Below are 24,861 nucleotides of genomic sequence, written 5' to 3'. Positions count from 1 at the left end.
CGACCTGGAGACCTCTCATGCAACGCCTGATAATGACCCTGCTGCTGTGCCTGGGCTTCGCCCTGCCAGGCAGCGCCAGCGCCTGGTGGCAGGACGACTGGATGTACCGCAAGCAGATCGCCGTGGACACCACGCCCCAGGGCGCCGGCCTGACCCAGCCGCTGGGCCGCACCGCGCTGCTGGTGCGCCTGCACACCGGCAACTTCAGCTTTGATGGCGTCAGCGAGAGCGGCGCGGACATCCGTTTCGTCAGCGCCGACGACAAGACCGTGCTCAATCACCATGTCGAGCAGTTCGATCCGCTGATGGGCATGGCGCTGATCTGGGTCGACGTGCCACGCATCGAGGCCGGGCAGCGCCAGGACCTGTGGATGTACTACGGCAACCCGAAGGCCCAGGCGCCTGGCGGGCAGCCTGCTTTCGACGCCGACTACACCGCGCTGTACCACTTCGACGGTGCCACCGTGCGCGACGACAGCCCCTACGGCAATCAACTTCAGGGGCCGACGGTCAGCGTCGATGGCGTGATTGGCCGGGCCATCCAGCTCGGCGGCCAGCCTCTGCAGCTGCCGGCCAGCGCTTCGCTGCAGTTGCCGGCGGGCGCGGCCTTCACCTTCGGTGTCTGGTTGCGCCAGGACCAGGCCGTTGGCGATCAGCTGTTGCTGGCCCGGCGCGAGTCCGGCCACAGCCTGCTGCTGGGGTTGGCCCAGGGCGTGCCGTTCGTCGAGGTCGATGGCCAGCGCGCCAGTGCCAATCAGGCCGTGGCTCCCAGCCAGTGGCAGCACCTGGCGCTGGTGGGCGAGGGCGGCAACCTGAGCCTGCTGCTCGAAGGTCAGCCGGTGGCCCGTCTGGCGGCCAACCTGGCGGCCTTCGACGGTGCGCTCGGTATCGGTGGTGATCTGCCACCGGCCGAGGGCGAGCCGGTCAGCGGCTTCGCCCCGTTCGTCGGGGCCCTGGACGAGTTGCGCATCTCCCGTGTCGCCCGCAGCCAGGCCAGCCTGCAGGCCGATGTGCTGGCCCAGGGCGCCGAGTCGCGCCTGGTGGTGTATGGCGTCGATGAAGAACAGTCGGGCTTTGGCTTCGGCGGGCTGGGCTTCCTGCTCAAGGCCGTGCCGGTGGACGCCTGGGTGATCATCGCCGTCCTGGTGCTGATGATGCTGCAGTCGTGGGTGATCATGTTGCGCAAGCAGCGCACCCTGAACCGGGTGACTGCCGCCAACACCCGTTTTCGCGAACAGTTCGCCACGGTGGGCACGCGCCTGGAGCAGTTTGCCGACGACCCGGCACTGCACGAGCGCCTGAACGATTCGCCACTGTGGCGTCTGTACCTGGTGGCGGTGCAGGAGATCCGCACCCGCCGGGCGCAGGGCGCCGATACCAGCGCGGTATCGGCCGCCACCATCGAGGCGATCCGTTGCTCCATGGATGGCGTGCGCACCCGCGAGAACCAGGCGCTGTCGTCGAAGCTCTCGACCCTGTCCAATGCCATCGCCGGCGGGCCGTATATCGGCCTGCTGGGCACCGTGCTGGGAATCATGGTGGTGTTCCTCGGTACCGCCATGGCCGGCGACGTGAACATCAACGCCATCGCCCCGGGCATGGCCGCCGCGCTGCTGGCCACCGCCATGGGCCTGTTCGTCGCCATTCCCGCGCTGTTCGGCTACAACCGCCTGACCACCCGCAACCGCGAGGTCGGCGCCGACATGCGGGTATTCGTCGACGAGTTCATCACCCGTCTGGCCGAGCTGCATGGCGAGGGCCAGGCCGGCGAAGTGGCGCAGCGCCTGGCCGGGCGCAGCGTCAACCCCTCGGTTCCGGCGTGAGGGCGCGACCATGGCATCCGTGAACAACGCCCATGACGACGACACCGACGCCGCGGTGGACAGCATCAACATCACCCCTTTGGTGGATGTGCTGATGGTGGTGCTGGTGATGTTCATCCTCACCGCCACCGCGCAGGTTTCCGGGATCCAGGTGCAGTTGCCCAAGGCCAGCGCCTCGGTGTCGCTGGCCCAGCCCAAGACCAAGGCAATCTCGATCAACGACGCAGGCCAGGTGTTTCTCGACGCCTACCCGGTGACGTTGCCAGAGCTGGAGGACCGCCTGCGCAGCGAGAAAGCGCGCAACCCCGACTTCCCGCTGATCGTGCGCGGCGATGCCGGTGTGCAGTACCAGAAGGTGGTCGAGGTGCTCGACCTGCTGCGTCGTCTCGAACTGGCCCAGGTCGGGCTGGTCACCGGCAAACCGAACCAGGGGTGAGGGCAGGCATGGAACGTAAAGCCAACCCCCGCCAGTGGCTGACCTGGGCCGTGCTCGCCGTGGCCGGCGCTGGCCTGGCCTGGCTGCTGTGGCAGTGGGCCAACGACATGGCCGGGGTGCGCCGCGAGGCGCCCAAGGTGCCGGCGATCATTCCGCTGCCGCCACCTCCACCGCCGCCACCGGAGCCGCCCAAGGAGCCGGAGCCGCCGGTGCAGGAAAAAATCGCCGAGCCTGAACCGGTGCCCGAGGCCGAAGAGGTCAAGCCCGCCGAGGATGCCCCGGACCCCGCCCAGGACCTGGCCGAACCGATGCAGATGGACGGCGATGCGCAGTCCGGCAGCGACAGCTTCAACGTCGGTGCCGGCAAGGGCGGTGGCATGGCCGGTGGCGGTGGTGGCGGCTTGGGCAGTGGCACCTACAGCCAGTACCTGGCCTACGCCTTCCAGCGCCTGCTGCGCGACAACCCCGAGCTGCGCAACCTGGTGTTCAACCTGCAAGCCGAGATCTGGCTCAGCGCGGCGGGGGAGATCACCCGGGTCGAGCTGCTGCGCGGCAGTGGCGAGCCCGAGGTCGACGCCCAGGTGGTCGCCGCCCTGCGCGCGGCGCCCGCCCTCGATCAGCGTCCGCCCGCCAGCCTCACCCTGCCGGTGAAGATTGCCTTGCAAGGGCGCCGGCCATGAACAACGAAGCACGACCGACCTACAGGAGTTGCAAACCCATGAAGTGCCCAGTGAACCGATTGACCCTGGCGCTCGGCCTGCTGGCCGCCGCCACCGCGGTCGGTCCGGCCGTCGCCCAGGCTTCGCCGTCAGAGAACGCGACCGTCAACCTGATCCGCCTGCTGGTGGAGCAGGGCGTGCTCAAGCAGGACAAGGCCGACGCGCTGATCGCCCAGGCCGAGCGCGAGGCCCGCGAAGCCCGGGCCGCCGGCAGCGCCGCGTCGATCGTCGCCCAGGCCCCGGCGGCCAATGGCGAGGTGCGCGTGCAGTATGTGCCGGCCATCGTCCGCCAGCAGATTCGCGACGAGATCAAGGCCGAGGTGATGAACACTGCCAAGCAGGAGAATTGGGCCGCGCCCAATGCCTTCCCCGACTGGGCCTCGCGCATCAGTTTCGACGGCGACGTGCGCCTGCGCGGCGAGTCGCGCTATTACGCCGACGGCAACAGCAATGAGATCGTCGACTTCGCCAAGCTCAACGACAAGGGCCCGTACGACGTCAACCCCAACAGCAGTTCGAGCCTGCCACCGCTGCTCAACACCCGCGAGGACCGCGACAGTATCCTGCGCCTGCGCGCGCGTTTCGGCCTCAAGGCGCAACTGGCCGAGGACTGGGTGGCCGGCATCCGTGTCGCCACCGGCTCCAACAACAATCCGGTGTCGACCACCCAGAACCTGGGCGGCGGCTTCGGCAAGAAGGACCTGTGGCTCGACCAGGGCTACATCAGCTGGACCCCGAGCGAGCGCCTGACCCTGACCGGTGGCCGTATCGCCAACCCGTTCATGTCCACCGACATCCTGTATTCCCACGACCTCAACTTCGACGGCGTGGCGGCGCTGTTCGACCAGCCGGTCAACCGCGACCTCAGCCTGTTCGGCACGGTGGGTGCGTTCCCGGTGCAGTACAGCGACGACAGCGCCAGCAGCAACGGCTTCGACAAGGAAGACAGCGAGAACAAGTGGCTGTATGGCGCCCAGCTTGGCGCCAAGTGGGCACTCAACGACCACCACCGGCTCAAGGGCGCGGCGGCCTACTACCGCTTCGACGATATCGCCGGTTCGCGCTCCAGCCCCTGCGCGCCCTGGGACGGCCAGCCAGCCTGTGACACCGACGAGACCCGGCCGACGTTCATGCAGAAGGGCAACACGGTGTTCCTGCTGCGTGACATCACGCCCAATCCGGCCAACCCGACCGCGACCGCGCAACCGCAGTTCGTCGGCATTGCCTCGGAGTTCGAACTGCTGGACCTGAACCTGGTCTGGGACGCCGACCTACCCCATGACTTCAAGCTGCGCAGCCAGGTCGACTACGTGCACAACCTGGCCTACGACGAAGGCGACATGCGCAAGCGCTCGGCCGGCCAATTGGCCAACAACGTCGACGAGAACGGCAACATCAAGAGCGGCGGCGACGCCTGGATGTTCCAGTTCACCCTGGGCAACGCCCTGGAAATGCGCAAGGTGGGCGACTGGAACCTGTTCGCCGGCTACAAGCGCATCGAGCCCGACGCCTTGCCGGACGGTTTCAACGACTCCAGCTTCCATCTCGGCGGCACCAACGCCAAGGGTTATTTCCTCGGTGGCAACTACGGCCTGGCCAACAACGTCTACGCTACAGCGCGTTGGTTGAGCAGTGAGACGGTCTACGGCGCGCCGTTTGATATCGATGTGCTACAACTTGAAGTCAACACGCGGTTCTAGGGAAGGAGCACCTGCATGAACAAGGGAGCTTATCGCCGTCGTTGCACCTGGCTGATGCTGGCCCTGGGCGCGAGCCTGGCGGCCTCGGCATCGGCCGAAACCCTCGAGGAACGCCTGCGCGCCCAGTTGCGCAGCACCACTCAACAGTTGCAGGCGCTGCAGAGCGAGCAGGCCCAGGCCAGCGCCGCGCGCCAGAGCGCCGAACAGCAGCGTGACGCCGCGCTGGGCCAGGTGCGTGAACTCACCGCGCAACTGGCCAGGGCCCGTGGCCAGAACGAGCAACTGAGCGGTCAGCAGCAGGCCGTGCAGCAGCAGGCCCAGGCCCAGGTAGCCAGCAGCAACGAGCAACTGCACAAGTACAAGCAAGCCTATGAAGACCTGCTGGGCATGGCGCGCGCCAAGGAAAGCGAGCGGGCCAGCCTGCAGGCGCGGCTCGGCGAGCGCGATGGCCAGGTGCAGCAGTGCCAGGCGCGCAACCAGCAGATGTACGGGGTAGCCAAGGAGCTGCTGGCCGCCTATGAAAAGGTCGATATCGCCGATGTCGTGAACATGCGCCAGCCCTTTGCCGGCGCGGCCCGGGTCAAGTTCGAGGAGCTGGCCCAGGCCTATGGCGACAAACTCTACCAGAGCCAGTTCGACGCCCCGCAGGGCGTGGCCCAGTGACGTTTTTCTCAACGCAAGGAAGTAAGCACATGACCGAAGTCACCCTGATCGAAACCGTTAGCGCCGATTCCCTGACCAAGCTGCTGCAGGACGCCGGCTGCCGGGTCAATCGCACCGAGCAGAATGCCGTGGTGCAGTTGCTCAGTGCCAGCCAGGGCGTGGGCTACGCCGTGCGTTTCGGCAACCGTGCCGCCGATAAAGAGGGCGAGTTCCTCGATTTCACCTTCAGCTGCGCCCTGCGCATCCAGGGCGAGCTGCCGAACGGCCTGGCCGAACGCTGGAACGCCAGTCGCCGTTTCGCCCGCCTGTCGGTGCAGGGCGAGTTCCTGGTGATGGAGAAGGACGTGGTGGTCGCCGATGGCGTCAGCGAGAAGCATCTGCTGGGCAGCCTGCTGCTGTGGGATCGCCTGCTGCAGGAGTTCATCGTCTATCTGCGTGACTACAGCCGCAATGTGGCCGAGCAGGTGTCGATCCAAGATGCTGAACAGGCCAGCGCCTCGTGACGGCGCGCACCTTCTGGGCCAGCGCTGGCGCGCTGGCCATCGTCGCGGTGGCGGTCGCCCTGGCCTTGCGCCCGGGCGCCGAGCCGGTGGCGGCGGCGCGTTCGGCAGCCACCGCGCAGGCGCCGGGCGACAGCGGCCAGACCCTGGCTCGCCTGGGCGAGCAGCAGGTTGGCAGTGGCGAACTCAAGGCCCTGTTCGCCCAGCTGCCGGAGGACGCTCGCGCCAACCTGCGCGGCGACCGCCCGGCGCTGGAAGCCTGGATTCGCGCGCGCCTGGCGGAGAAGGCCCTGTACCAGCAGGCCGAGGCCCAGGGCTGGTTGCAGCGCCCGGACGTCCAGGCACAGACCCGGGCGGCCACCGAGCAGATCGTCCTGCGCGATTATCTCAATTCCGTGAGCAAGGTCCCCGACGACTACCCCAGCGACGCAGAACTCAAGCAGGCATACGAGGCAGGCAAGGCCGGCTTGCAACTGCCGGCGCGCTACCGCCTGAGCCAGATCTTCCTGCGGGTTGAAAACCCCAGGGACGACGAGGCCGTGCGCAAGCAGGCACAGGCGCTGGCCAAGCAGGCGCAGGCCGCCGATGCGGACTTCGCCACCCTGGCCCGCGAGCACTCGCAGGATGCCGGTACGGCGGCCAAGGGCGGCGATACCGGTCTGCAAGCGCTGGTGCAGCTGTTGCCGGAGGTGCGTGGGGTGGTGCCCAAGCTCAAGGTCGGAGCGGTCAGCGAGCCGGTGCAGAGCGCGGCGGGCTACCACATCATCAAGCTGGTCGAGCAGCAACCGGCCCGCGCCGCGACGCTCGAAGAGGTCGCGCCGCGCCTGCGCGAGCTGCTGCGCGCCCAGCGCCAGGAGCAGGTGGCCAAGGCGTATGTCGAGGGCATGTTCGACACCGCGACCTTGAGCATCGATGGCGCGGCGCTCAATCAGGTACTGGAAAGCAGTCGCTGATCCTCAACAACCATGGAAGAACCGGACCCGTCCAGGCGGGTCCGGGGGAGGCGAGGGATGCCGATCGATCTGTCCCGGGGGCAGCCCCCGGAAACCGTCGTAGCTGTCGTTCGCCCACAGGTGCCGCTGGCCCTGGATGAACAGACCCAGGACTGTTTCATCATCACCGCCCGTTGTGGCTGTTTCATGCAGGCGGCGCGGCGACTCAACCTGAAGCCGGTGGCGCTGCGCAAACGCCTGGCGGCGCTGGAGGCGCGCCTGGGCTACAGCCTGTTCGTCAACCGCAACAACAACCCGGTGCTCAGCCTGCAAGGCGAGCGTCTGCTGCAGATTCTGCAGGCGCGTGAACCGGCCATGCCGGCACCTGTGCCCCGGGTGGACACGGCGACCGTGCGCCTGGCGGTGGCCGAACCCCTGTTGCAGGACCTGCTGGGCCGCAACCTGATCAATTTCGTTCGCCAGCACGCCGGCATGCGCCTGGACGTCGCCACCCTGGACGCACGCCAGGCCCCGGAGCGCATGGCCGATGTGGCGCTGTGGCTGGGCGACCTGCAGCGTCCCGCCGCTTTTGCCGGAACCGTGCCCGAGGCGCTGGCCGCGCTCGAGTATCTGCCGCATATCGCCAAGCGCTACGCCCGCGAAGCCAACCGCCCGACGCGGCTGGCGGACCTGCAGGACTACATGCTGGTGCAGTGGCAGGGCGAGTCGGGCGTACAGGCACTGACGCCCTGGCAGGCGCTGTTGCGCACGCGCAGCGCCGGGGTGACGCAGATCCAGGACTACGAGATGTATTGCCAACTGATCAAGTGCAGTGCCAGCGTGGGGTTGCTGCCGCACTACGCGAGCCATCTGGACCGTGGCCTGCTGGCATTGCCTGGGTTGTTCCGAGAGCCGATGCGTCGGCGGGTATGGCTTGCGGTGAATGCCGAGACCGAAGGTGATCCACTGGTGCAGGTGATGGTGGGTGCGATCCGGGCCGCGTTCGACGAGCGACGCGAGTGGCTCGCCGGGGATTGAGCGGTGCTGGCTCTGCCGGTTCCTGGTATCGCGCCGCTTGCTTCGCGGGCACAGCACATGACTTGGAGTAGATGCGGTCGCTGTGGGAGCGGCTTTAGCCGCGAACACCGGCGAAGCCGGTGCCAGGCTCCGTGGATTGGATCATCGCCCGGGCACTCAGCCTGCCTTGCGCAGGGTCAGGTTGATCCGTCGCTCGCCCATGCGTGGGTGCACGCCTGGCTTGATCGGCAGCACCCCGTGAAAACGCAGGCGGTCCTCGCCGCCCCATACCAGAACGTCGCCATGGCTCAAGGGTATGCGCTCGGCACGGTCCGAGCGCTGCATGCCCCCGAACAGAAACACGGCCGGCAAGCCCAGCGAGATCGACACGATCGGTTGCCCGAAATCCGCTTCGTCGCGGTCCTGGTGCAGGCTCAGCCGCGTCCCTGGCGCATAGTGGTTGATCAGGCAGGCATCTGGCACGAAGCCTTCGAAGCCAGCCAGGGCTGCTGCCCGGCAGGCCAGTTCGAGAAGAATCGGTGGCAGGGCTGGCCAGGGCGCCCCACTGAGCGGATCGACAGGGCTATAGCGGTAGCCGTGGGCATCGCTGACCCAACCCAGCGCGCCGCAATTGGTCAGCGCCACGGCCATGCGCAACCCGCCGGGCGTATGCATGTGCCGCCACGGCGCGGCGCGCAGCACGGGGCGCAGGGCATCGAGCAATGGTTCGATATCGGCCAGGACAAAGCCTGGCAGCAGCACTGTGTGGCTGGCCAGGCGCTGCGGCTGCTGGTCGAACAGGTCGAGGTCGGACTGGATCATGCTGCGTGCTACCAGGGGGCGATGGGCGATTGTAGCGCGTGATGCCCAGGTACCGACAAACCAGGGTGTTGACTTGCACCCATGAGCCGCGCTAGCTTCCCAGCCCATGAACACATTCCCGCAGTGTCGCGCCCTCAGCATTATTACCGCCATTATCAGTTTGGCGGGCTAGCGCACACATGCACTGAACCCGCCCTGGAGGCGGGTTTCTTCTCTCTGACTCCTGGGCAAGGCAAAACAACCAGGAGTCATCGATGACCAGCCTTCGTACCCCCGCAACGCCCCAGCAACTGCTGTCCGAGCAGGTGCGCCGGATTCTTTCGGCGCCCGTGTACGACCTGGCCATTGAAACACCCTTGCAGCGCGCGCCGGCCTTGTCCGCCGCCCTTGACAATCAGGTGCTGCTCAAGCGCGAGGACCTGCAGCCGACGTTCTCCTTCAAGATCCGCGGCGCCTACACCCGCCTGTCGCGCCTGACGCCGGCCCAGCGCGAGCGCGGTGTGATCACCGCCTCGGCGGGCAACCATGCCCAGGGCGTGGCCCTGGCGGCCTCGCACCTGGGCCTTAAAGCCACCATCGTCATGCCGACCACCACGCCCTCGCTCAAGGTCGAGGGCGTGCGCTCACGCGGCGGGCAGGTGGTGCTGCACGGTGAAAGCTTCCCCCATGCGCTGGCCCACGCCCTGGCCTTGGCCGAGCGCGAGGGCGCGACGTTCGTGCCACCATTCGACGACCCTGACGTGATCGCCGGGCAAGGCACCGTGGCCATGGAGATCCTGCGTCAGCACCCCGGCGCCCTGCACGCCATCTTCGTGCCGGTGGGCGGCGGCGGGTTGATCGCGGGAATCGCCGCCTACGTCAAGTACCTGCGCCCCGAGGTGAAGGTGATCGGGGTCGAGCCCGAGGACTCCAACTGCCTGCAGGCGGCCATGGCCGCCGGCGAGCGGGTGATCCTGCCCCAGGTCGGCACGTTCGCCGATGGCGTGGCCGTGGCGCAGATCGGCGCCCACTGCTTCGAGCTGTGCCGCCATTTCGTCGACGAGGTGATCACCGTGAGCAGTGACGAGCTGTGCGCGGCGATCAAGGACATCTATGACGACACCCGTTCGATCACCGAGCCCTCCGGCGCCCTGGCGGTAGCGGGGATCAAGAAGTACGTGGCCCGCGAGGGCGTGCAAGGTCAGGCCCTGGTGGCGATCGACTCCGGCGCCAACGTCAATTTCGACCGTCTGCGCCATGTCGCCGAGCGGGCCGAGCTCGGCGAGCAGCGCGAGGCGATCATCGCCGTGACCATCCCCGAGCGCCCCGGCAGCTTCCGTGCCTTCTGCCTGGCGTTGGGCAAGCGTCAGATCACCGAATTCAACTACCGCTACTACCCCGGCAAGGAGGCACGGCTGTTCGTCGGCGTGCAGACCCATCCCCTGCACGATCCTCGCGAGCAGCTGCTGGCCAGCCTGCGCGAGCAGGGCTATCAGGTGCTCGACCTGACCGACAACGAACTGGCCAAGCTGCATGTGCGCCATACCGTGGGTGGCCATGCGGCGCCAGGAGCGGATGAGCGGGTGCTGCGCTTCGAGTTTCCCGAGCGACCGGGGGCCTTGCTGGGCTTTCTCGAGCGACTGGGCAAGCGCTGGAACATCAGCCTGTTCCATTACCGCAACCATGGCGCCGCGCAGGCGCGGGTGTTCGCCGGGCTGGAAGTGCCCGACGACGAGCTGGCCGGGTTGCCCCGGGCGCTGGACGAGATGGGGTACCAGTACTGGGACGAGACGCAGAACCCGGCGTATCGCCTGTTCATGGGCTAGGGTTGCGCTGGGTCAACGCGGGACGGTCGATTCGGGCGGATGCTCGAACTCTACCGTCAGCTTGAGAGGACCCGGCCATGAGCAGCACATTCTTCATTCCCGCCGTGAACATCATGGGCATCGACTGCCTGGACGAGGCGATGGCCGCGATCGCCGGCTACGGCCTGCGCAAGGCGTTGATCGTCACCGACGCTGGGTTGGCCAAGGCGGGTGTCGCCGAGCGCATCGCCGGCCTGCTGGCCATGCGCGACATCGATTCGCGTGTGTTCGATGGCGCCAAGCCCAACCCGAGCATCGCCAATGTCGAGGCCGGCCTGGCGATGCTGCGACGCGAAGGCTGCGACTGTGTGGTCTCCCTCGGCGGTGGTTCGCCCCATGACTGCGCCAAGGGCATCGCCCTGTGCGCCACCAACGGTGGGCATATCCGCGACTACGAAGGCGTGGATCGCTCGGCCAAGCCGCAATTGCCGTTGATCGCGATCAATACCACGGCGGGCACGGCCAGCGAGATGACCCGCTTCTGCATCATCACTGACGAGCAGCGCCATGTGAAAATGGCCATCGTCGATCGCAACGTCACGCCGATCCTCTCGGTCAACGACCCGGCGCTGATGGTCGGCATGCCCAAGGGCCTGACCGCCGCCACCGGCATGGATGCGCTGACCCACGCCATCGAAGCCTATGTGTCGACCGCCGCCACGCCGATCACCGACGCCTGCGCGCTCAAGGCCATCAGCCTGATCAGCGACAACCTGCGCCAGGCGGTGGCCGATGGCAGCGACCTGGTCGCCCGGGAAAACATGGCCTACGCGCAGTTCCTGGCAGGCATGGCGTTCAACAATGCCTCGCTGGGTCATGTGCACGCCATGGCGCACCAGCTCGGCGGCTTCTACGACCTGCCCCATGGTGTGTGCAACGCGGTGCTGCTGCCCCATGTGCAGCGCTTCAATGCCAAGGTCAGCGCCGCGCGGTTGCGCGATGTGGCCAAGGCCATGGGCGTGAAGGTCTGCGCTCTGGACGCGGAGCAGGGCGCTGGCGCGGCGATCTCGGCCATCGAGCATCTGGCCGCGGCCATCGGCATTCCCGCGGGGCTGGCGGAGCTGGGGGTCAAGGTCGAGGACGTGCCGGTGCTGGCGGCCAATGCGCTGAAGGATGCCTGCGGGTTGACCAACCCTCGGGTAGCCAGCCAGGTGGAGATCGAGGCGATCTTCAAGGCGGCGTTCTAGCGGCTTGAGCCGGTACCGTGTCGCCTGCTTCGCGGGTAAACCCGCTCCCACAGGATTGCGCATCCCCGAAGTTTGCTATGGGAGCGGGTTTACCCGCGAAGCAGGCGATGCGATATCGGGCAAGATGCTTTCAGCGCTCACGCATGAAGAACCCGGCCACGTACTTGCGGAAGGTCTCCAGGCTCTTGAAGTCGGCATAGCGCTTGAAGTTCTCGGCATCCGGTTCCGGGCCGATCGGCTGCGCCAGCAAGGACACCGAGAGCACCCGGTCCTGATCCGAGGTCAGCACCAGTTCGTCCATCACCTGGCCACCGATCACCGGGCGGCGCATCAAGACCTTCACGCCCTTGCTCGCCATCCAGTCGATCAGCGACACCAGTGCCTTCAGCGGTTCGCGCTCCTCGTCGCGGTACACCGGGAACAGATGCCCACGTGACAGTACCGGCACGCTGGCCACATGGATCAACTCGTAGAAATGGCTGCCGGCGGTAGCCGGCGAGTACAACGCCAGGGCCAGCAGGGGGCCGCAAGCGCGGCTGCCGCCCCAGTACTGGTGGTGGCCCTGGAAGTCGAAGCCGTCCTCGCTGCGGTTGTTGAACAGCTTGCGCCCCTTGATCTGGTCGACGCAGTCCAGCAGCAGGCCATGTCGGCGGTGGTTGCCGAACACCGTGGCCTCGCGCAGGCGGGCCTTGAGCATCATCATGTGCTTCATGTCCAGGCGGGTTTCCAGGTAGTTGCTGGCCGGTACCCGCTCGAGCAACGGATAGCGGCTGGCGACTCCGCGCAGCTCGGCGAACTGGGCGGTAAGGTCTTTCTTCAGGTGGGTGGCGTAGACGTTCAGGCCGCTGACCTCGATCCATGTCAGCAGTAGCGAGAGCAGGCGCTGTTGTTCGCGCCGCTCGGCGGGATTGCGCGGGGCGCCCGCCGTTTCGCCGGCGCTGGCGCGGGAGTAGTCGCCAAGCAGGCGCAACGGCGTGTCCGGCGCGAGCCAGGACGCGGGCGGGGCCGTTTCCTCGGCCCGTTCGCCGGGCTCTCGCTCATCCTTGCTGAACGGACAGCCCTGGGTGTGTTCGGGCGTATCGGGGTTGTTGCGCAGGAACAACGTGCCGGTGCTGCCGTTCAACGACACGTTGAGCACCGGCAGTGCATCCTTGCGGCAATCGCAGGCCAGCCACTGGTTGGCGCTGCGCACCTTCATCAGCCACTGGTTGGCCTGCAGCAGGCGCGGGCCAGTCAGGGTAGCGCTGGCGAAACCCTCCAGCAGTTGTTCTTCCGCCGGGGTCAGGCTGCGCACCAGGGCGCCGGTTTTTTCGATGATTCGCATTGAGGGGCAGCTCCAAGCTACAAGCCTCAAGCTTCAAGCAAAGCCGCCCGGCTTTCAACTTGTAGCTTGGAGCTTGGAGCTTGCCGCTCAATCGCCGCCGAACAGCTTGGCGGCGCGGGCGCGGATTTCCTCGGGGGTCAGGTCTTCCTTGTGGGTGGAGACGAACCACAGGTTGTTGAACGGATCTTTCAGCGTACCGCTGCGATCGCCGTAGAACTGGTCCTTCACCTCGCTGACCTGGCTGGCACCGGCGGCGATGGCCTGGGCGTAGACCTTGTCGCAATCCTCGACATACAGGTGCAGGCCGACGGCGGGATGTTCGATGGTCTGGCTCGGCTTGAGGCCGCCTTCCATGTCGCACGGATCGCCGAGCATCAGCGACGAGTCGCCGATTTTCAGTTCGGCATGACCGACGCGCCCGTCGGGGCCTTCGAGGCGGAACATCTCCACCGCGCCGAACGCTTTCTTGTAGAACTCGATGGCCTTGGCGGCGTCCTTGATGCCCAGGTAGGGCGTGAGGCTGTGCTGGCCTTCGGGAATGGGTTTGACTGCCATTTTCGTAAACTCCTTTCACGTGGGTTGTGGTTTGCAACATCCAGATGATTAGAGTCGTTCACGCGGGTGGAAAATCGACAGTCGCGTTATATCGATTGTCTATAGAAAACCGCGTTCAGGCGCTGATGCGTTCAGGGTAGGAGCGGCCTTGTGTCGCGAAAGGGCCGCAACGCGGCCCCGGCGATCTTTGCTTTAACGCTGAAATCCTGGGGCCGCTCCGCGCCCCTTTCGCGACACAAGGCCGCTCCTACAGGGGGCGTGCATGGAGACATCAGAAGATGTAGTCGGTGGTCAGGAAGCTCGATTGCCGGTTACGGATGATTTCACTGATCAGCTCCTTGTTCGCTTCCTGGAACTTGGTCGCCACCAGGGTACGGATGGAGAACACCCGCAACGCGTCATGCACCGACAGCGTGCCTTCGGCGCTGTTCTTGCGGCCATTGAACGGATAGGTGTCCGGCCCGCGCTGGCACTGGGCGTTGAGGTTGATGCGCCCGACCTGGTTGGCGAAGGTGTCGACCAGCGCGCCGATGGTCGCGGGATCGTTGCCGAACAGGCTCAGTTGCTGGCCGTAGTCGGAGTCGAGCACGTAGTCGACCACCGTCTGCAGGTCGCGGTACGGCACCACGGGTACCACCGGGCCGAACTGCTCCTCATGATAGACCCGCATGTCCTGGCTCACCGGATACAGCAGGGCAGGGTAGAAGAACGATCCGCGGCTTTCTCCGCCACCTTCGTTGAGCACCCGCGCGCCCTTGGCCGTGGCATCCGCCACCAGGCCGTCGAGGTAGTCGATCTTGCCCGGTTCCGGCAGTGGCGTCAGCGCCACGCCCGGCTCCCAGGGCATGCCGGGCTTGAGCGCGGCCAGCTTGCGTTGGAATTTGTCGAGGAAGGCCTCGACCACGTCCTCGTGCACGAACAGGATCTTCAGCGCGGTGCAGCGCTGGCCATTGAACGACAGCGAGCCGGTGACGGCTTCCTCGACGGCGTTGTCGAGGTCGACCTGGGGCAGCACGATGCCGGGATTCTTGGCGTCCAGACCCAGCGCGGCACGCAGGCGGTGGGGGCGCGGGTGGAGTTTCTTCAGGTCGCTGGCGGCCTTGTGGGTGCCGATGAAGGCGAACACATCGACCTTGCCACTGGCCATCAGCGCGCTGACGGTCTCGCGGCCGCGACCGTAGATGACATTGATGACCCCGGCCGGGAAGCTGTCGCGGAACGCCTCGAGCAGAGGACGGATCAGCAGCACGCCGAACTTGGCCGGCTTGAACACCACGGTATTGCCCATGATCAGCGCCGGGATCAGCGTGGTGAAGGTTTCGTTCAGCGGGTAGTTGTAAGGCCCCATGCACAAGGCCACGCCCAGCGGCGCGCGACGAATCTGGCCGAGGGTGCCCTGTTCGAGCTCGAAGCGGCTGGAGCGGCGGTCGAGGTCCTTGAGGGCGTTGATGGTATCGACGATATAGTCGCAGGTGCGGTCGAACTCCTTTTCCGAGTCCTTGAGGTTCTTGCCGATTTCCCACATCAGCAGCTTGACCACGGCGCTGCGTTGCTCGCGCATGCGCGCCAGGAAGACTTCGACATGCTGGATGCGTTCGGCCACGCGCATGGTCGGCCAGGCGCCGCGACCCTTGTCGTAGGCGGCGACGGCGGCGTCGAGGGCGGTCAGCGCGGTGTCGGCATCGAGCAACGGGGCACTGCCGAGGATCACCTGCTGTTCGTCGCTGCCGTCCTTCAGCCAGATCGGGCTGCGGACGGTGGCCAGCGGCCCGTGCCATTGCCGCAGCTCGCCGCCGACCAGGTAGTCGCGCTGTTCCAGCGGTGGCCCCAGACGCCAGGCCTGGGGAATATCTTCGGGCTTGGGAAACAGTGAGTCGAGCAGACGATCCATGGGTACCGCACCTCTCTAATCCGATGATGAAGCGTTTCAGCTTGCGAGCATGCGCCCGTCGGCTGAAAAACGCCAGTCTGGCGCAGGGGCGGCGACACGGCACCTGCCTCGGACCCATCGAGCGATGGACGGTACGAAATACCCTCAACATTGTGCGTCGAGCGCCGATAACCTCAGCATCGATCGCCAACGCCGACCTATGACCTCCTTCCGATTCCCTGATGATGAGCAGCCGCCCAGCCGGGGAGCGTTGCACCAAACCCTGAGTCGCCTGCTGCCAGTCGGCTTCGCCCTGATCGGCATCGGTCTTTCGGTCGCGCTCGGGCACCTTGACGCCCAGCGCGAGCGCAGCGAGCAACTGGGCAACCTGGCTGCCCGCCTGGCTGGGATACGCGGCGCGCTCGAGGCGCAATTGGGGGCGGCGTTCGGTGAGGCCGAGGGCATCGCCCAGCTGATTGCCAGCGATGGCGCCATCAGCCCGGCACACTTTCACAGCATGGCCCGGGACGCCTTGCAGTCGGTGCCGTACATGCGCCACATCGCGCTGGCACCGGCGGATGTGATCAGTGACATCTATCCACTTGCCGGTAACGAACAGCTGATCGGGCTGGACTATCGGCAGCTGCCCGATCAGTTTCCCATGCTGCAGTCGGCCCGCGATCAGTTCCAGGCGGTCCTGGCCGGACCCTTGCCGATCCTGCAGGGCGGCCGGGCCCTCGTCTATAGGCGACCGGTGTTCGTCGCCGGCAAGCGCGGTGTGCAGTTCTACTGGGGCAACGTGTCGATCGTGACCGACATCGACCGGCTGCTGCTCAGCGCAGGCCTGCGCCCGGACACCGCCTTTGAACTGGCGGTGCGTGGCGGTGATGGCAAGGGCGCCGAGGGCAGCATGATCTGGGGCGACCCGCAGCTGTTCGACGACCCGCAGGTCAGCATGACCGTGGAAGTGCCCGGTGGCCTGTGGCAACTGGTGGCCGCGCCTCGGGGCGGCTGGTCGGGCCTGGACCTGTTCGCCTCGCCGCTGTTCCTGTTCGCCCTGAGCTGCACGGGGTTGTTCAGCCTGTTCGTCGCCCAGCTCAACCGCAAGCAGCACCTGCTCGAGCTGCGCAACCGTGAGCTGCGCCGCTACCAGGCACAGCTCGAGCGCCTGGCGCACTACGACACCATCACCGGGCTGCCCAATCGGGTGCTGTTCCAGCAGCAACTGGGCCAGGCCATCGCCCAGGGCCACGGCCTGGCGGTGCTGTTGCTGGATATCGATGGTTTCAAGCAAGTCAACGACAGCCTCGGCCATCCGCTGGGCGACCTGCTGCTGCAACAGGCCACCGCGCGCTTCCTGCAGGCGCTGGACAGCCAGGATCGTGTCTGCCGCCTGGGCGGCGACGAGTTCGTGTTCATGCTGCAGGGCACGCAAGGGCAGGTGAACCAGCAGGTCCGCACCCTGCTGCGCTGCCTGCAGCGGCCCTTCGACCTCAACGGCAACGCCGCCCTGGTCACCGGCAGCATCGGCGTGGCGTGGTGCCCGCGCCATGGCGAGGATGCCGATAGTCTGCTGCGCCACGCCGACACGGCCATGTACGCGGCGAAGGAAGCCGGGCGCGATGCCTGGCGAGCCTATCATCCGGACATGACCGAGCGCCTGCAGCAGCGCCTGGAGCTGGAGCGCAACCTGCGTCGGGCGCTGGAGCACAATGAGTTCGAGCTGTGGTACCAGCCCAAGGTCGATCTGTTCAGTGGTCAGTTGCAGGGGGTGGAAGCCCTGTTGCGCTGGCGTGATCCCCAGCATGGCCTGGTATCGCCTGGCGAGTTCATCCCCCTGGCCGAACGCACCGGGTTGATCATTCCGCTGGGTGAACGGGTGCTGGAGCTGGCCTGTGCGCAGCTGGCCGAATGGCGCGCCAGCGGTGATGGGTGTGGTCCCTTGGCGATCAACGTTGCCGCCTTGCAGATCGAACGCAGCGACTACGTGACCAGCCTTGCCTGCGCCCTGGAACGCCATGACCTGCCGGCCAACCTGCTGGAGGTGGAGATCACCGAGAGCCTGCTGATGGAAAGCCAGCAGCAGGCCTGCGCGGTGCTGGCGCAGCTGCAGGGCATGGGCGTGGCCACGGCGGTCGACGACTTCGGCACCGGCTATTCGTCGCTGGCCTATCTGCGTGCGTTGCCGATCGACCACCTGAAGATCGACCGCGCCTTCATCAAGGACCTGCCGGGTGACGATGACGCGGTGGCCATCGCCCGGGCGATCATCGACCTGGGGCACGCCCTGGGCTTTCGCATCACCGCCGAAGGCATCGAGACCCAGGAACAGTACGATTTCCTGCGTCACGCCGGTTGCGACCAGGGCCAGGGTTTCCTGCTCGGACGACCGATGCCGGCCGAGGCGCTGCACCGCTGGCTGGTCGAAAACCACGCACGGCGCTAGGCAGCGCATTGCTCGCTTCGCCGGCAAGCCCGCTCCCACAGCGACCGAGCTGACCTCAAGCCGTGGGAGCGGGTTTACCCGCGAACACCGGCGTGGCCGGTGCCAGGCACCGCTGCTCTCACAAGGGCCGGCGTGGGTCAGGGACGCAGCGCGGCCATTGGCCTCTCGCTCTGCCCAAGGCTCGCATAGCCGACCCGCGGCACCTGGCCCAGGCGCTGCTCGACCAAGGCCAGCAACGACTCCCCGGTGGCCAGGTAGGCATCGCCGAAATCGTGCCCGCCCAGCGCGCTGGGATGGGCGACCACCTCCAGCACGCCATGCGCGGGCGCCAGGCCGGCCTTGAGGTCGGCCGGCGTGCAGACGAAGTCGGCGGTGCTCCCGGCGAGCTGGCGCAGACGGCGGTTGAGCAGGGTCTTGAACGCCCGCTTGAGTGGCCCGATGTTGTGCCCCACATTGCGCGCCAGGCGCACCGGCACGCCCTGGCTGCGGGCGAAGCGGGCGACGATCGTGCCGACTGGCCAGATGTTGTGCACGTGCTGGTGCGAATCCAGATGGCTGGGCATCAGGCCATGGTCCAGGCAGTGCTTCCACTGTGCTTCGAGTTCTTCTTCCACGGCCGCCTGCTCGCGACGGGACAGGCGCAGGGTGCGCTGCTTCAGGCGTAGGTCGAATTCGCCATGGGGCGCACAGAAGCGTGGCTCGGCAAGGATCGCCCGGCTCAGCGGGCGTCCGTAGGTCAGGTTGAAGTGCAGCCCGATCCGCCCCTTGAGCGCCGGTTGCCGGGCCAGCACGCAGGCGGCGGGGAAGGCCGGCATGTTGGCCATGGCAGTGGCCGAACTGATCAGGCCGGCCTGGAAGGCATGCAGGATGACCGCGTTGGTATGGGCGCTGAGGCCGAAATCGTCAGCGTTGACTATGACCTGGGACGGCATCGGGATGCTCCTGTGGCGGGGTGGGGGCGACAGTGCCAGGCGTGTGGGTGGTCCTGCGCAGGCGCGGCTTGAGCCATTGCCAGGCACGCAACGCCAGACCCAGCAGGACGCCGTCGAGGCGCCAGCTGTAGCTGCTCAGGCGCCACTGCTCGATCTGGCCGGTCATGCGTTCGAGAAGCTGATGGCTGGAGTTTTCCAGGCTGACCCGTGACGCGTCGATCCACTTCCAGTCCTCGTCCAGACCCCAGTGAATCCATTCTTCGAGCAGCACGCGGCCGCTACCCAGGTCACGATGCTCGGGCACGAAGGCGAGGTTGTAGTCGTATACCCGGCCCCGTTCGAGCAGGCCCAGGCGGTAGCTGATGCAGCGTCCGTCCAGTTCGAGCAGCACCAGGCACACCAGGCCTTCGGCGGCCAGCGCGGTGAAGGCCTGGTACATCCACTGGCGCCGTTGCGTGCCGGAAAAGATGCCGACCTCGTCATCGCCTTTCCAGCTGACGGCTTCCACGGCACTGATGGCGTCGAGCAGTGCCGGCATGTTGCTGGCGTCGGCCATCACCCGGCGTACCCGAGCGCCGCAGGCGTCGATGCGCTTGCGTGCGCGGCGTAGCTTGTAGCGTGGATCGCCGCTGACTTCCTGGCGATCGCCCTCGTTGACGCGATGCACCGGCACGCGGCAGGTCAGGCGCTGCTGCCAGGTGGAACTGGCGCTGGCCCACTGGCGCAGCCAGCCTTGGGTCTCGACGCTGTCCGGCACTTCGCTCAGCTGCAGCAGCGCGTGGGGCAGCCGCTTGCGGATGGCCTGCAGTACCTGCTCGGCGTACAGCGCCGGCAGGTCGATGAGCAGGGCGATACGGTCGCTCAGCGGGTAGCCCAGGTGACGCACCACCGGGGCGAACAGCGGCCCGAACGGTTCGCGGGCGCGTACCAGAGGCAGGCACAGGCACAGGCGCTCGTCCTGGTAGCCCAGCAGCACCTGCAGTTGCTGCCCCGGCTGCAGGACGGCCTCGGCGGCGCGCAGCCAGCCGAGGTGGTTGAATGGCGTGCTGCCGGGCAGGCGCTTGCGCAGCGCCTCGTACTCGGCGGCGGGGAAGTCGTGGGTGCGCAGCGAGGCGCACCATTTCAGCTGCAAGGCCATGGGTTCAGGTCGCCGTGGTCGTGGAGGTGGCGGCCTCGGGCTTGCGCAGCGGCTCCAGGCGCGATTCGGTGTAGCGGCTTTCGCGGAAGAACTTCCAGCGACCGAACAGGCAATACACGTTCATGATCCGGCGTTGCTCCTGGTAGCCCATGCGCAGGTGCAGCTTGAGCGCGGGGATGTTGTGCTGCTCGCACACGTCCACCACCTTGGTGCAGCCCTTGGCGGCCATGGCTTTCCACAGCGCCAGTTGCAGGTCCACCGACAGTTCCGTGCCCCAGTAGCGGCGGATCAGCTCGCCGCCGAACTCGAAGAATTCGCCAGGCCCCACCGGGAACCAGCAGCCATAGTAGTGACGGTCGTGATAGTGGCGGTTGCTGCCCCAGATGAACGCCACGGCATCGTTGTCGTCGTCGAGGAACATCAGCCCGGTGTGGCCCTCGGCGGCCAGTTCGCGCATGGTTTCCACCCGGTCGCCGAAGTGGCGGGCGAAGGCCTTTACGTTATGCGCGGTGATGGTCTCGATGCGCAACGGACCGTAGGGCTTCAAGCGGTGGGGTGGGACCGGGCTCACCAGGTCGCGCTCCATCCACAGCAGCTCCCAGTGGTAGAAGACATAGTGCCTGAAGGCGCTACCGAGGGTTTCGCGCAGTCCCTTGCGCTTGATGCGATCCTGGATCTTGGTCAATGCAGTCATGGTGCCTCCTGGGAATGGCAGGTCGAGGTGCGTCTCATGACGCGCTCCAGGTCAGGGCGAACACGGTCTGCCCCGGCAGTTGAAAGCGGATCTGGCCGTCGCGGCAGCTGAAGCTGGCGCGGCGGCTCTGGTTGTCGGGGCCGAACAGCTCCAGCTGGCCGGCGGGACAGTCGTCCAGGGTCAACGCCACGTGTTGCAGGCGTTCGGCCTTGTTCACCCCCAGCAGGCTGCGCTGGCGCTGCCGGGCCATGGCCAAGGCATCGACCTCGAAGGCATCGTTGTCCAGGGCCAGCACCTGGTCGAGCCAGTGGCGCTGGATGAACTGCTGCGCCAGGCCCACGGGCTTGAGCTCGTAGCGCTGGTTGCCGGCGTCGCGCAGCATGCCCTTGGGCCACTCGGGCTCGTCGGCGACGTGGAACCAGTTGAGCATGTCGAGCAGGCCGTCGCTGGCCGCGTTGATCACCACCGAGGTCCACCACAGGCCCGCGTAGTGGGTGTTCTGGTCGTAGGGGCTGAGGCTCGAGCCGCTGGAGAGGTTGGTCTGGTCCAGCAACAGCGCCTTGCGCGGTCGGCCAGCGGCGTCGAGCCCCACCAGGCTCGCGGCTTGGCGCACGCTGTCGCGGTAGCTGCGGGTAGCCAGCAGGTCGCGCACCATCCACTCGTGCCAGGCCAGGGCGTCGATCTGCTCGCCGTGTTCGGCGAGCAGGCGCCGGGCCCAGTCGATGCCGCGACGCTGCTTGGCGTTCTCGGCGAACGGGCCATCGACCAAGCGCGACGACGCCGGCATGGCGATGCGCACGCCGGCCTCGCGGGCACCGGGGTAGTCACGCACGCGCTTGGCCATGGCCTGGAAGAAGTCGCGATAGCTCGGGTAATCGCGGTAGTTGAGGTTGGGTTCGTCGGCGAAGGCCAGGTAGTGCGTGCCCTTGCCGCCCAGGGCCTTGGTCGCCTCCAGCCAGGCGCCCAGCGCGTCGTTGCTGGTGCGGTCGCTCCTCAAGTCGGCGATCCGGGCGCTGCCGGCCAGCAGGGTGATGTCCTGGCGAATGCCGAAACGTTCCTGGTAGAGCTTGCGCCAGGCGTTCTCGAAATCGGGCTGGCGTTGCAGCACGTCGACGAAGCTGTAGAACCCGGCCGCCTGGGGGCGCAGGGCGTCCAGCGCCGCGAAGCTGCTGGCGGGCGGCAGCACATAGGGCAGGGCCACGCCGAGCCGTGGCGTGGGCCCCAGGACCTTGCCGCCCAGGGTCAGGCGTACCTGGCCGTCTGCCTGGGGCAGGTCGCCAAGGTCCTCGGCGCGCTGGGCGAACAGGTTGGCACTGCCATCGAGCCAGAACGCCGCCTTGCCGCTGCCCAGCAGGCCCAGACGCCAGGTTTCGTCGTGCTTGCTGGCGGGCAGTGCCTGCTGGTCGAAGCGCCAGTAGGCGCGGTAGGGCTTGAGCGCCAGCTGCACCCGGCGCCCGTCGCCGAGGCGTTCGGCGAACAGGCCGTGGACGCCGCCGTGGTACTTGCCGGCCAGCACGGCCTGTTCGCCGGCCTTGACCCGGAAGTACAGGGCGACCCCCGGCCCCACTTCGGCGGCGAAGTGCACCTTGGCCGGGGCGAACAGCGCGCGGGTGCTCTCCTGATGCTCGATACGGTAGTCACGGAAACTGTAGCCGGGCACTTCCAGGCGATAGACCCCGTTGCCGCTCGGCAAGGGCCAGCGTTGTTCGCCGCGTACCTGCGCGGCCTGGATCAGGCGCTCGCCGGCCAGGCGCCCGTGGCCGTCCAGCAGGAACAGGCGCTCCTGGTTGGCATCGGCCTGCCAGGCGGGCCGCCACTGGATGCGCAGCTCATCGCTCTGGGTCGGCAGCAGGTACAGGCTGCCATCGCGAATGTCGCCCCATTGCACGGGGGTGGCCAGCGCGGGTTGCGCCAGCAGCGCGCCGGCCAGCAACAGGATCCTCATGCCGCCCTCCGTAGCAGCATCTGCCGCAGCGGGGCCAGGTCCGAGGGCAGGATGATCAGGGTCTGCCCCAGCGGCACGCCGCTGAGGCGGCAGTACAGCACCAGCATGGCCACGGTCACTGCCAGGTAGGCGATGGACGAGGCCGCCGCCGCGCCGACGATGCCCCAGGTGGGGATAAGCAGGATGTTCAGCAACAGGTTCAGGGCAGCGCCGATCCCCATCATCAGCGAGACCGTGCCGGGCCGGTTCTTGCCCAGCAGGTCCAGGCGCAGGATGCTCGCGTAGCACAGTCCCAGCAGGCCCGGCAGCAAGGCCAGCAGCGCCGGGTAGGCCGGTGCGTACTCGGCGCCGAACAGGGTGACGATCAGCCAGTGGCCGATCAGCGCCATGCCCAGGCAGGCGCCGAGCATCACCGTGGCGGTCAGGCGCAGCGCCAGTGGGGTGATTTTCTCCATGCCGGCATCCTGTTGCAGCAGGCGCTTCATCAACGGCGTGGTCACCGCCTCGGGCACGATCAGCAGCAGCTCGGCGGCGGCGCTGGCCATGGCATAGTGGCCCAGGGCGGTGCTGCCAAGCATGGCGCCGATGAACAGGTAGTCCGAGCGCAGGATCAATTGCTGGAACAGCAGGTCGGGATGGCTCTTGGCACTGTAGCTCAGCAGCTCGCGCTGGCCGCCGCGGTCCCAGCGCAAGGCCAATGGATGCTGGCGACGCAGCCACCACAGGCCGAGCACCAGGACCAGGGCGATGCCGCACAGCCAGCTGATCAGCGCGGCCTCCAGCGCATCGTCGCGCCACATCCAGAACAACCCGAGGAACAGCAGCAGCGGCGCCAATGATTCGCACAGGCGCAGGGCGTTGAAGGCGCCGACGCCGCCGCTGGCGTTGTGCAGGGTCAGCAGGCCGCTCTTGAGCACGGTCATCGGCACCGCCAGCAGCAACAGCCAGGCCAGCAAGCCCAGCTGCACGGTGACTTGCAGATCGGCGCCGAACTCGCGTACCAGCAATACGCAAGCCAGGGTCAGCAGCCCGGCCAGCAGGCAGCCGTAGACCAGCACCTGGGTCAGCAGCAGGCCCATGTCGCGCTGCTTGGCCGCCTGGTAGCCGACCGCGCTGTTCAGGCCACCGCTGGTGGCGGCGCTGATCAGGTCGGGCAGGGTGCTGAGCAGGGCGAACAGGCCGCGCTCGCTGGGCCCGAGAATGCGCGCCAGCAGCACGTTGCGCAGCAGGCGCAAGGCGATCATCGCAAGCTTGGTGCCCATGCTCAGCGCCAGGTGGCGCAGGTAGCTGTTGCGGTTCATCCGCGCTCTCCACGGCTGATGCGCCAGGCCAGCAGTGAAGGTCGGCTGGCGTTGCGCTGGCTGACGCCGATGCGCGGCAGGGCCAGCGGGTCGTCGTGGCCCTGGCAGATCCCCGGACGGGTGCTCAGGGCGTAGGGGTAGCGGTGCGCGGCGACCCGGGCGCGCACGCGCTCGTCGTGATCGCCGTTGGGGTAGCAGTAGACCGGCAACGGTTCGCGGCAACCTTGGTTGAGGGCCGCGTGGCTGCGTTGCAGCTCCTCGTCCAGGCGGTGGTCGTCCAGGTAGGGCAGCAGGGCATGGCTGGCACCGTGCGGACCGAAGCGCACCAGGCCGGAGTCCTCGAGGGCGCGCACCTGCTGCCAGTCCATGGCCTGGGGCAGCGACTCCGGTGGGCAGGCGTCGGTCAGCACATGCAGGGCCTGGGGGCTGAGGCTCTTCAAGGTCTGCAGGTAGCGCGCCAGGACCAGGCTGCGGGCCTTGCTGTGGTCGTGCATGAAGTAGGCCGCGGGCAATGGCCGGCCGAGCTTGCGCAGGCGCTCGATCAGTTGGCGGCGGGCATCTTCGCCATGGGCGCCCCACAGGGTCTCGCCGACGCTTTCCCACCAGAAGCGCTGGCGGCTGCCGATGTAGTCGGTGGACAGGAAGATGCTCGCCGGCACCTGGTGACGCTGCAGCAGTGGGAAGGCGTTGACGGCGTTGTCGCGCCAGCCGTCGTCGAAGGTCAGGGCGACCTTGGGGCGGTGGTCGCCGCGTGGTTCCTCGTGGCTCTTGAGCAGGTCCATGAGACTGACGCAGTCGAAATGCCGGGGCAGCCAGCGCAGCAGCCCTTCGAAGGCCCGGGGGCCGACGCACAGCTCGTTGCGATGGGGCAGGGCGGCGCTGGCGTCATCGGCCAGCACCCGGTGCAGCATGAGAATCACCCCGGAGCCCCGCAGTGCGGCACGTCCGCGCGGGGATTTGAAATAGAACCAGCCACTGGCCTGCTTGATGTGGGTCTTGATCGGCATGTCCGT

The 24,861-nt window shown here is 67.2% G+C and carries 21 protein-coding genes; 11 read left to right on the top strand and 10 right to left on the bottom strand.

The features are described 5' to 3' along the window. Positions 1-17 precede the first annotated feature (17 nt). Genes ACYUME_RS14270 through ACYUME_RS14235 form a run of 8 tightly spaced genes read left to right on the top strand, consistent with a single transcriptional unit; the run spans position 18 to position 7,811 of the window. A complete protein-coding gene (locus tag ACYUME_RS14270; protein WP_460415262.1) occupies positions 18-1,823 on the top strand; it encodes a DUF2341 domain-containing protein in 1,806 nt (601 codons plus the stop codon). Between the two features lie 10 nt (positions 1,824-1,833). Next, entirely contained in the window at positions 1,834-2,259 is a 426-nt protein-coding gene (locus ACYUME_RS14265) for an ExbD/TolR family protein (protein ID WP_279882198.1), read from the top strand. An 8-nt stretch (positions 2,260-2,267) separates the two neighbouring features. After that, a complete protein-coding gene (locus ACYUME_RS14260) occupies positions 2,268-2,939 on the top strand; it encodes an energy transducer TonB family protein (protein ID WP_460415260.1) in 672 nt (223 codons plus the stop codon). A 38-nt stretch (positions 2,940-2,977) separates the two neighbouring features. Further along, the gene (locus ACYUME_RS14255; protein ID WP_460415259.1) at positions 2,978-4,678 is read left to right on the top strand and encodes a putative porin; all 1,701 of its coding nucleotides are present in this window, start codon (positions 2,978-2,980) and stop codon (positions 4,676-4,678) included. A 15-nt stretch (positions 4,679-4,693) separates the two neighbouring features. Next, positions 4,694-5,341, top strand: a complete 648-nt coding sequence (locus tag ACYUME_RS14250) for a DNA repair protein (RefSeq protein ID WP_460415257.1) — start codon at positions 4,694-4,696, stop codon at positions 5,339-5,341. A 29-nt stretch (positions 5,342-5,370) separates the two neighbouring features. Further along, positions 5,371-5,844: a YbjN domain-containing protein gene (locus tag ACYUME_RS14245; RefSeq protein WP_460415255.1), complete on the top strand. Its 474-nt coding sequence runs from the start codon at positions 5,371-5,373 to the stop codon at positions 5,842-5,844. Next, positions 5,841-6,794 carry a peptidylprolyl isomerase gene (locus ACYUME_RS14240; protein ID WP_279882208.1) on the top strand — a complete coding sequence of 318 codons (954 nt, stop codon included), beginning with the start codon at positions 5,841-5,843 and terminating at the stop codon, positions 6,792-6,794. The genes ACYUME_RS14245 and ACYUME_RS14240 overlap by 4 nt, the downstream gene beginning before the upstream one ends. Before the next feature lie 57 nt (positions 6,795-6,851). After that, on the top strand, positions 6,852-7,811 hold the full coding sequence (locus ACYUME_RS14235; RefSeq protein ID WP_460415253.1) for a LysR substrate-binding domain-containing protein: 960 nt from the start codon (positions 6,852-6,854) through the stop codon (positions 7,809-7,811). A gap of 156 nt (positions 7,812-7,967) precedes the next feature. On the opposite strand, the gene alkB is transcribed toward ACYUME_RS14235, so the two are convergent. Beyond that, on the bottom strand, positions 7,968-8,612 hold the full coding sequence (gene alkB / locus ACYUME_RS14230) for a DNA oxidative demethylase AlkB (RefSeq protein WP_460415251.1): 645 nt from the start codon (positions 8,610-8,612) through the stop codon (positions 7,968-7,970). A 254-nt stretch (positions 8,613-8,866) separates the two neighbouring features. Here alkB and ilvA point away from each other — a divergent pair, with 254 nt between their 5' ends. Together ilvA and yiaY are read left to right on the top strand one after the other, a co-directional pair. Continuing rightward, the gene (gene ilvA, locus ACYUME_RS14225) at positions 8,867-10,417 is read left to right on the top strand and encodes a threonine ammonia-lyase, biosynthetic (RefSeq protein WP_460415249.1); all 1,551 of its coding nucleotides are present in this window, start codon (positions 8,867-8,869) and stop codon (positions 10,415-10,417) included. A 77-nt stretch (positions 10,418-10,494) separates the two neighbouring features. Then, entirely contained in the window at positions 10,495-11,643 is a 1,149-nt protein-coding gene (gene yiaY, locus ACYUME_RS14220) for an L-threonine dehydrogenase (RefSeq protein ID WP_460415247.1), read from the top strand. Positions 11,644-11,773: 130 nt separating this feature from the next. Here yiaY and ACYUME_RS14215 read toward each other — a convergent pair whose 3' ends face one another. The 3 genes from ACYUME_RS14215 to ACYUME_RS14205 form a co-directional block, all read right to left on the bottom strand. After that, positions 11,774-12,967, bottom strand: coding sequence for a hypothetical protein (locus ACYUME_RS14215; protein ID WP_460415246.1), 1,194 nt, complete (start codon positions 12,965-12,967; stop codon positions 11,774-11,776). Between the two features lie 87 nt (positions 12,968-13,054). Beyond that, complete coding sequence (locus ACYUME_RS14210) at positions 13,055-13,522, bottom strand: VOC family protein (RefSeq protein ID WP_279882219.1); 468 nt, start codon at positions 13,520-13,522, stop codon at positions 13,055-13,057. Between the two features lie 271 nt (positions 13,523-13,793). Beyond that, positions 13,794-15,413 carry an NADP-dependent glyceraldehyde-3-phosphate dehydrogenase gene (locus ACYUME_RS14205; RefSeq protein WP_460415244.1) on the bottom strand — a complete coding sequence of 540 codons (1,620 nt, stop codon included), beginning with the start codon at positions 15,411-15,413 and terminating at the stop codon, positions 13,794-13,796. Positions 15,414-15,612: 199 nt separating this feature from the next. On the opposite strand from ACYUME_RS14205, the gene ACYUME_RS14200 reads away from it, so the two are divergent. Then, the gene (locus ACYUME_RS14200; protein WP_279882221.1) at positions 15,613-17,838 is read left to right on the top strand and encodes a putative bifunctional diguanylate cyclase/phosphodiesterase; all 2,226 of its coding nucleotides are present in this window, start codon (positions 15,613-15,615) and stop codon (positions 17,836-17,838) included. A gap of 137 nt (positions 17,839-17,975) precedes the next feature. On the opposite strand, the gene ACYUME_RS14195 is transcribed toward ACYUME_RS14200, so the two are convergent. The 6 genes from ACYUME_RS14195 to ACYUME_RS14170 are packed head-to-tail and all read right to left on the bottom strand — an operon-like array spanning position 17,976 to position 24,855. Continuing rightward, positions 17,976-18,770: a ChbG/HpnK family deacetylase gene (locus ACYUME_RS14195; RefSeq protein WP_460415242.1), complete on the bottom strand. Its 795-nt coding sequence runs from the start codon at positions 18,768-18,770 to the stop codon at positions 17,976-17,978. Continuing rightward, a complete protein-coding gene (locus ACYUME_RS14190; RefSeq protein WP_460415240.1) occupies positions 18,742-19,908 on the bottom strand; it encodes a GNAT family N-acetyltransferase in 1,167 nt (388 codons plus the stop codon). The genes ACYUME_RS14195 and ACYUME_RS14190 overlap by 29 nt, the downstream gene beginning before the upstream one ends. 4 nt (positions 19,909-19,912) lie before the next feature. Then, entirely contained in the window at positions 19,913-20,602 is a 690-nt protein-coding gene (locus ACYUME_RS14185) for a GNAT family N-acetyltransferase (protein WP_279882224.1), read from the bottom strand. Positions 20,603-20,636: 34 nt separating this feature from the next. After that, positions 20,637-22,547, bottom strand: coding sequence for a hypothetical protein (locus ACYUME_RS14180; RefSeq protein WP_460415238.1), 1,911 nt, complete (start codon positions 22,545-22,547; stop codon positions 20,637-20,639). Further along, on the bottom strand, positions 22,544-23,848 hold the full coding sequence (locus ACYUME_RS14175; RefSeq protein ID WP_460415236.1) for a lipopolysaccharide biosynthesis protein: 1,305 nt from the start codon (positions 23,846-23,848) through the stop codon (positions 22,544-22,546). The genes ACYUME_RS14180 and ACYUME_RS14175 overlap by 4 nt, the downstream gene beginning before the upstream one ends. Then, complete coding sequence (locus tag ACYUME_RS14170; RefSeq protein WP_460415234.1) at positions 23,845-24,855, bottom strand: polysaccharide deacetylase family protein; 1,011 nt, start codon at positions 24,853-24,855, stop codon at positions 23,845-23,847. Before ACYUME_RS14170 ends, ACYUME_RS14175 begins: the two co-directional genes overlap by 4 nt. Positions 24,856-24,861: the final 6 nt, after the last annotated feature.

Source organism: Pseudomonas sp. microsymbiont 2, assembly GCF_054788395.1.
Note: the sequence above shows the minus strand (reverse complement) of the source record. Positions and strands in the feature narration are given on the sequence as shown.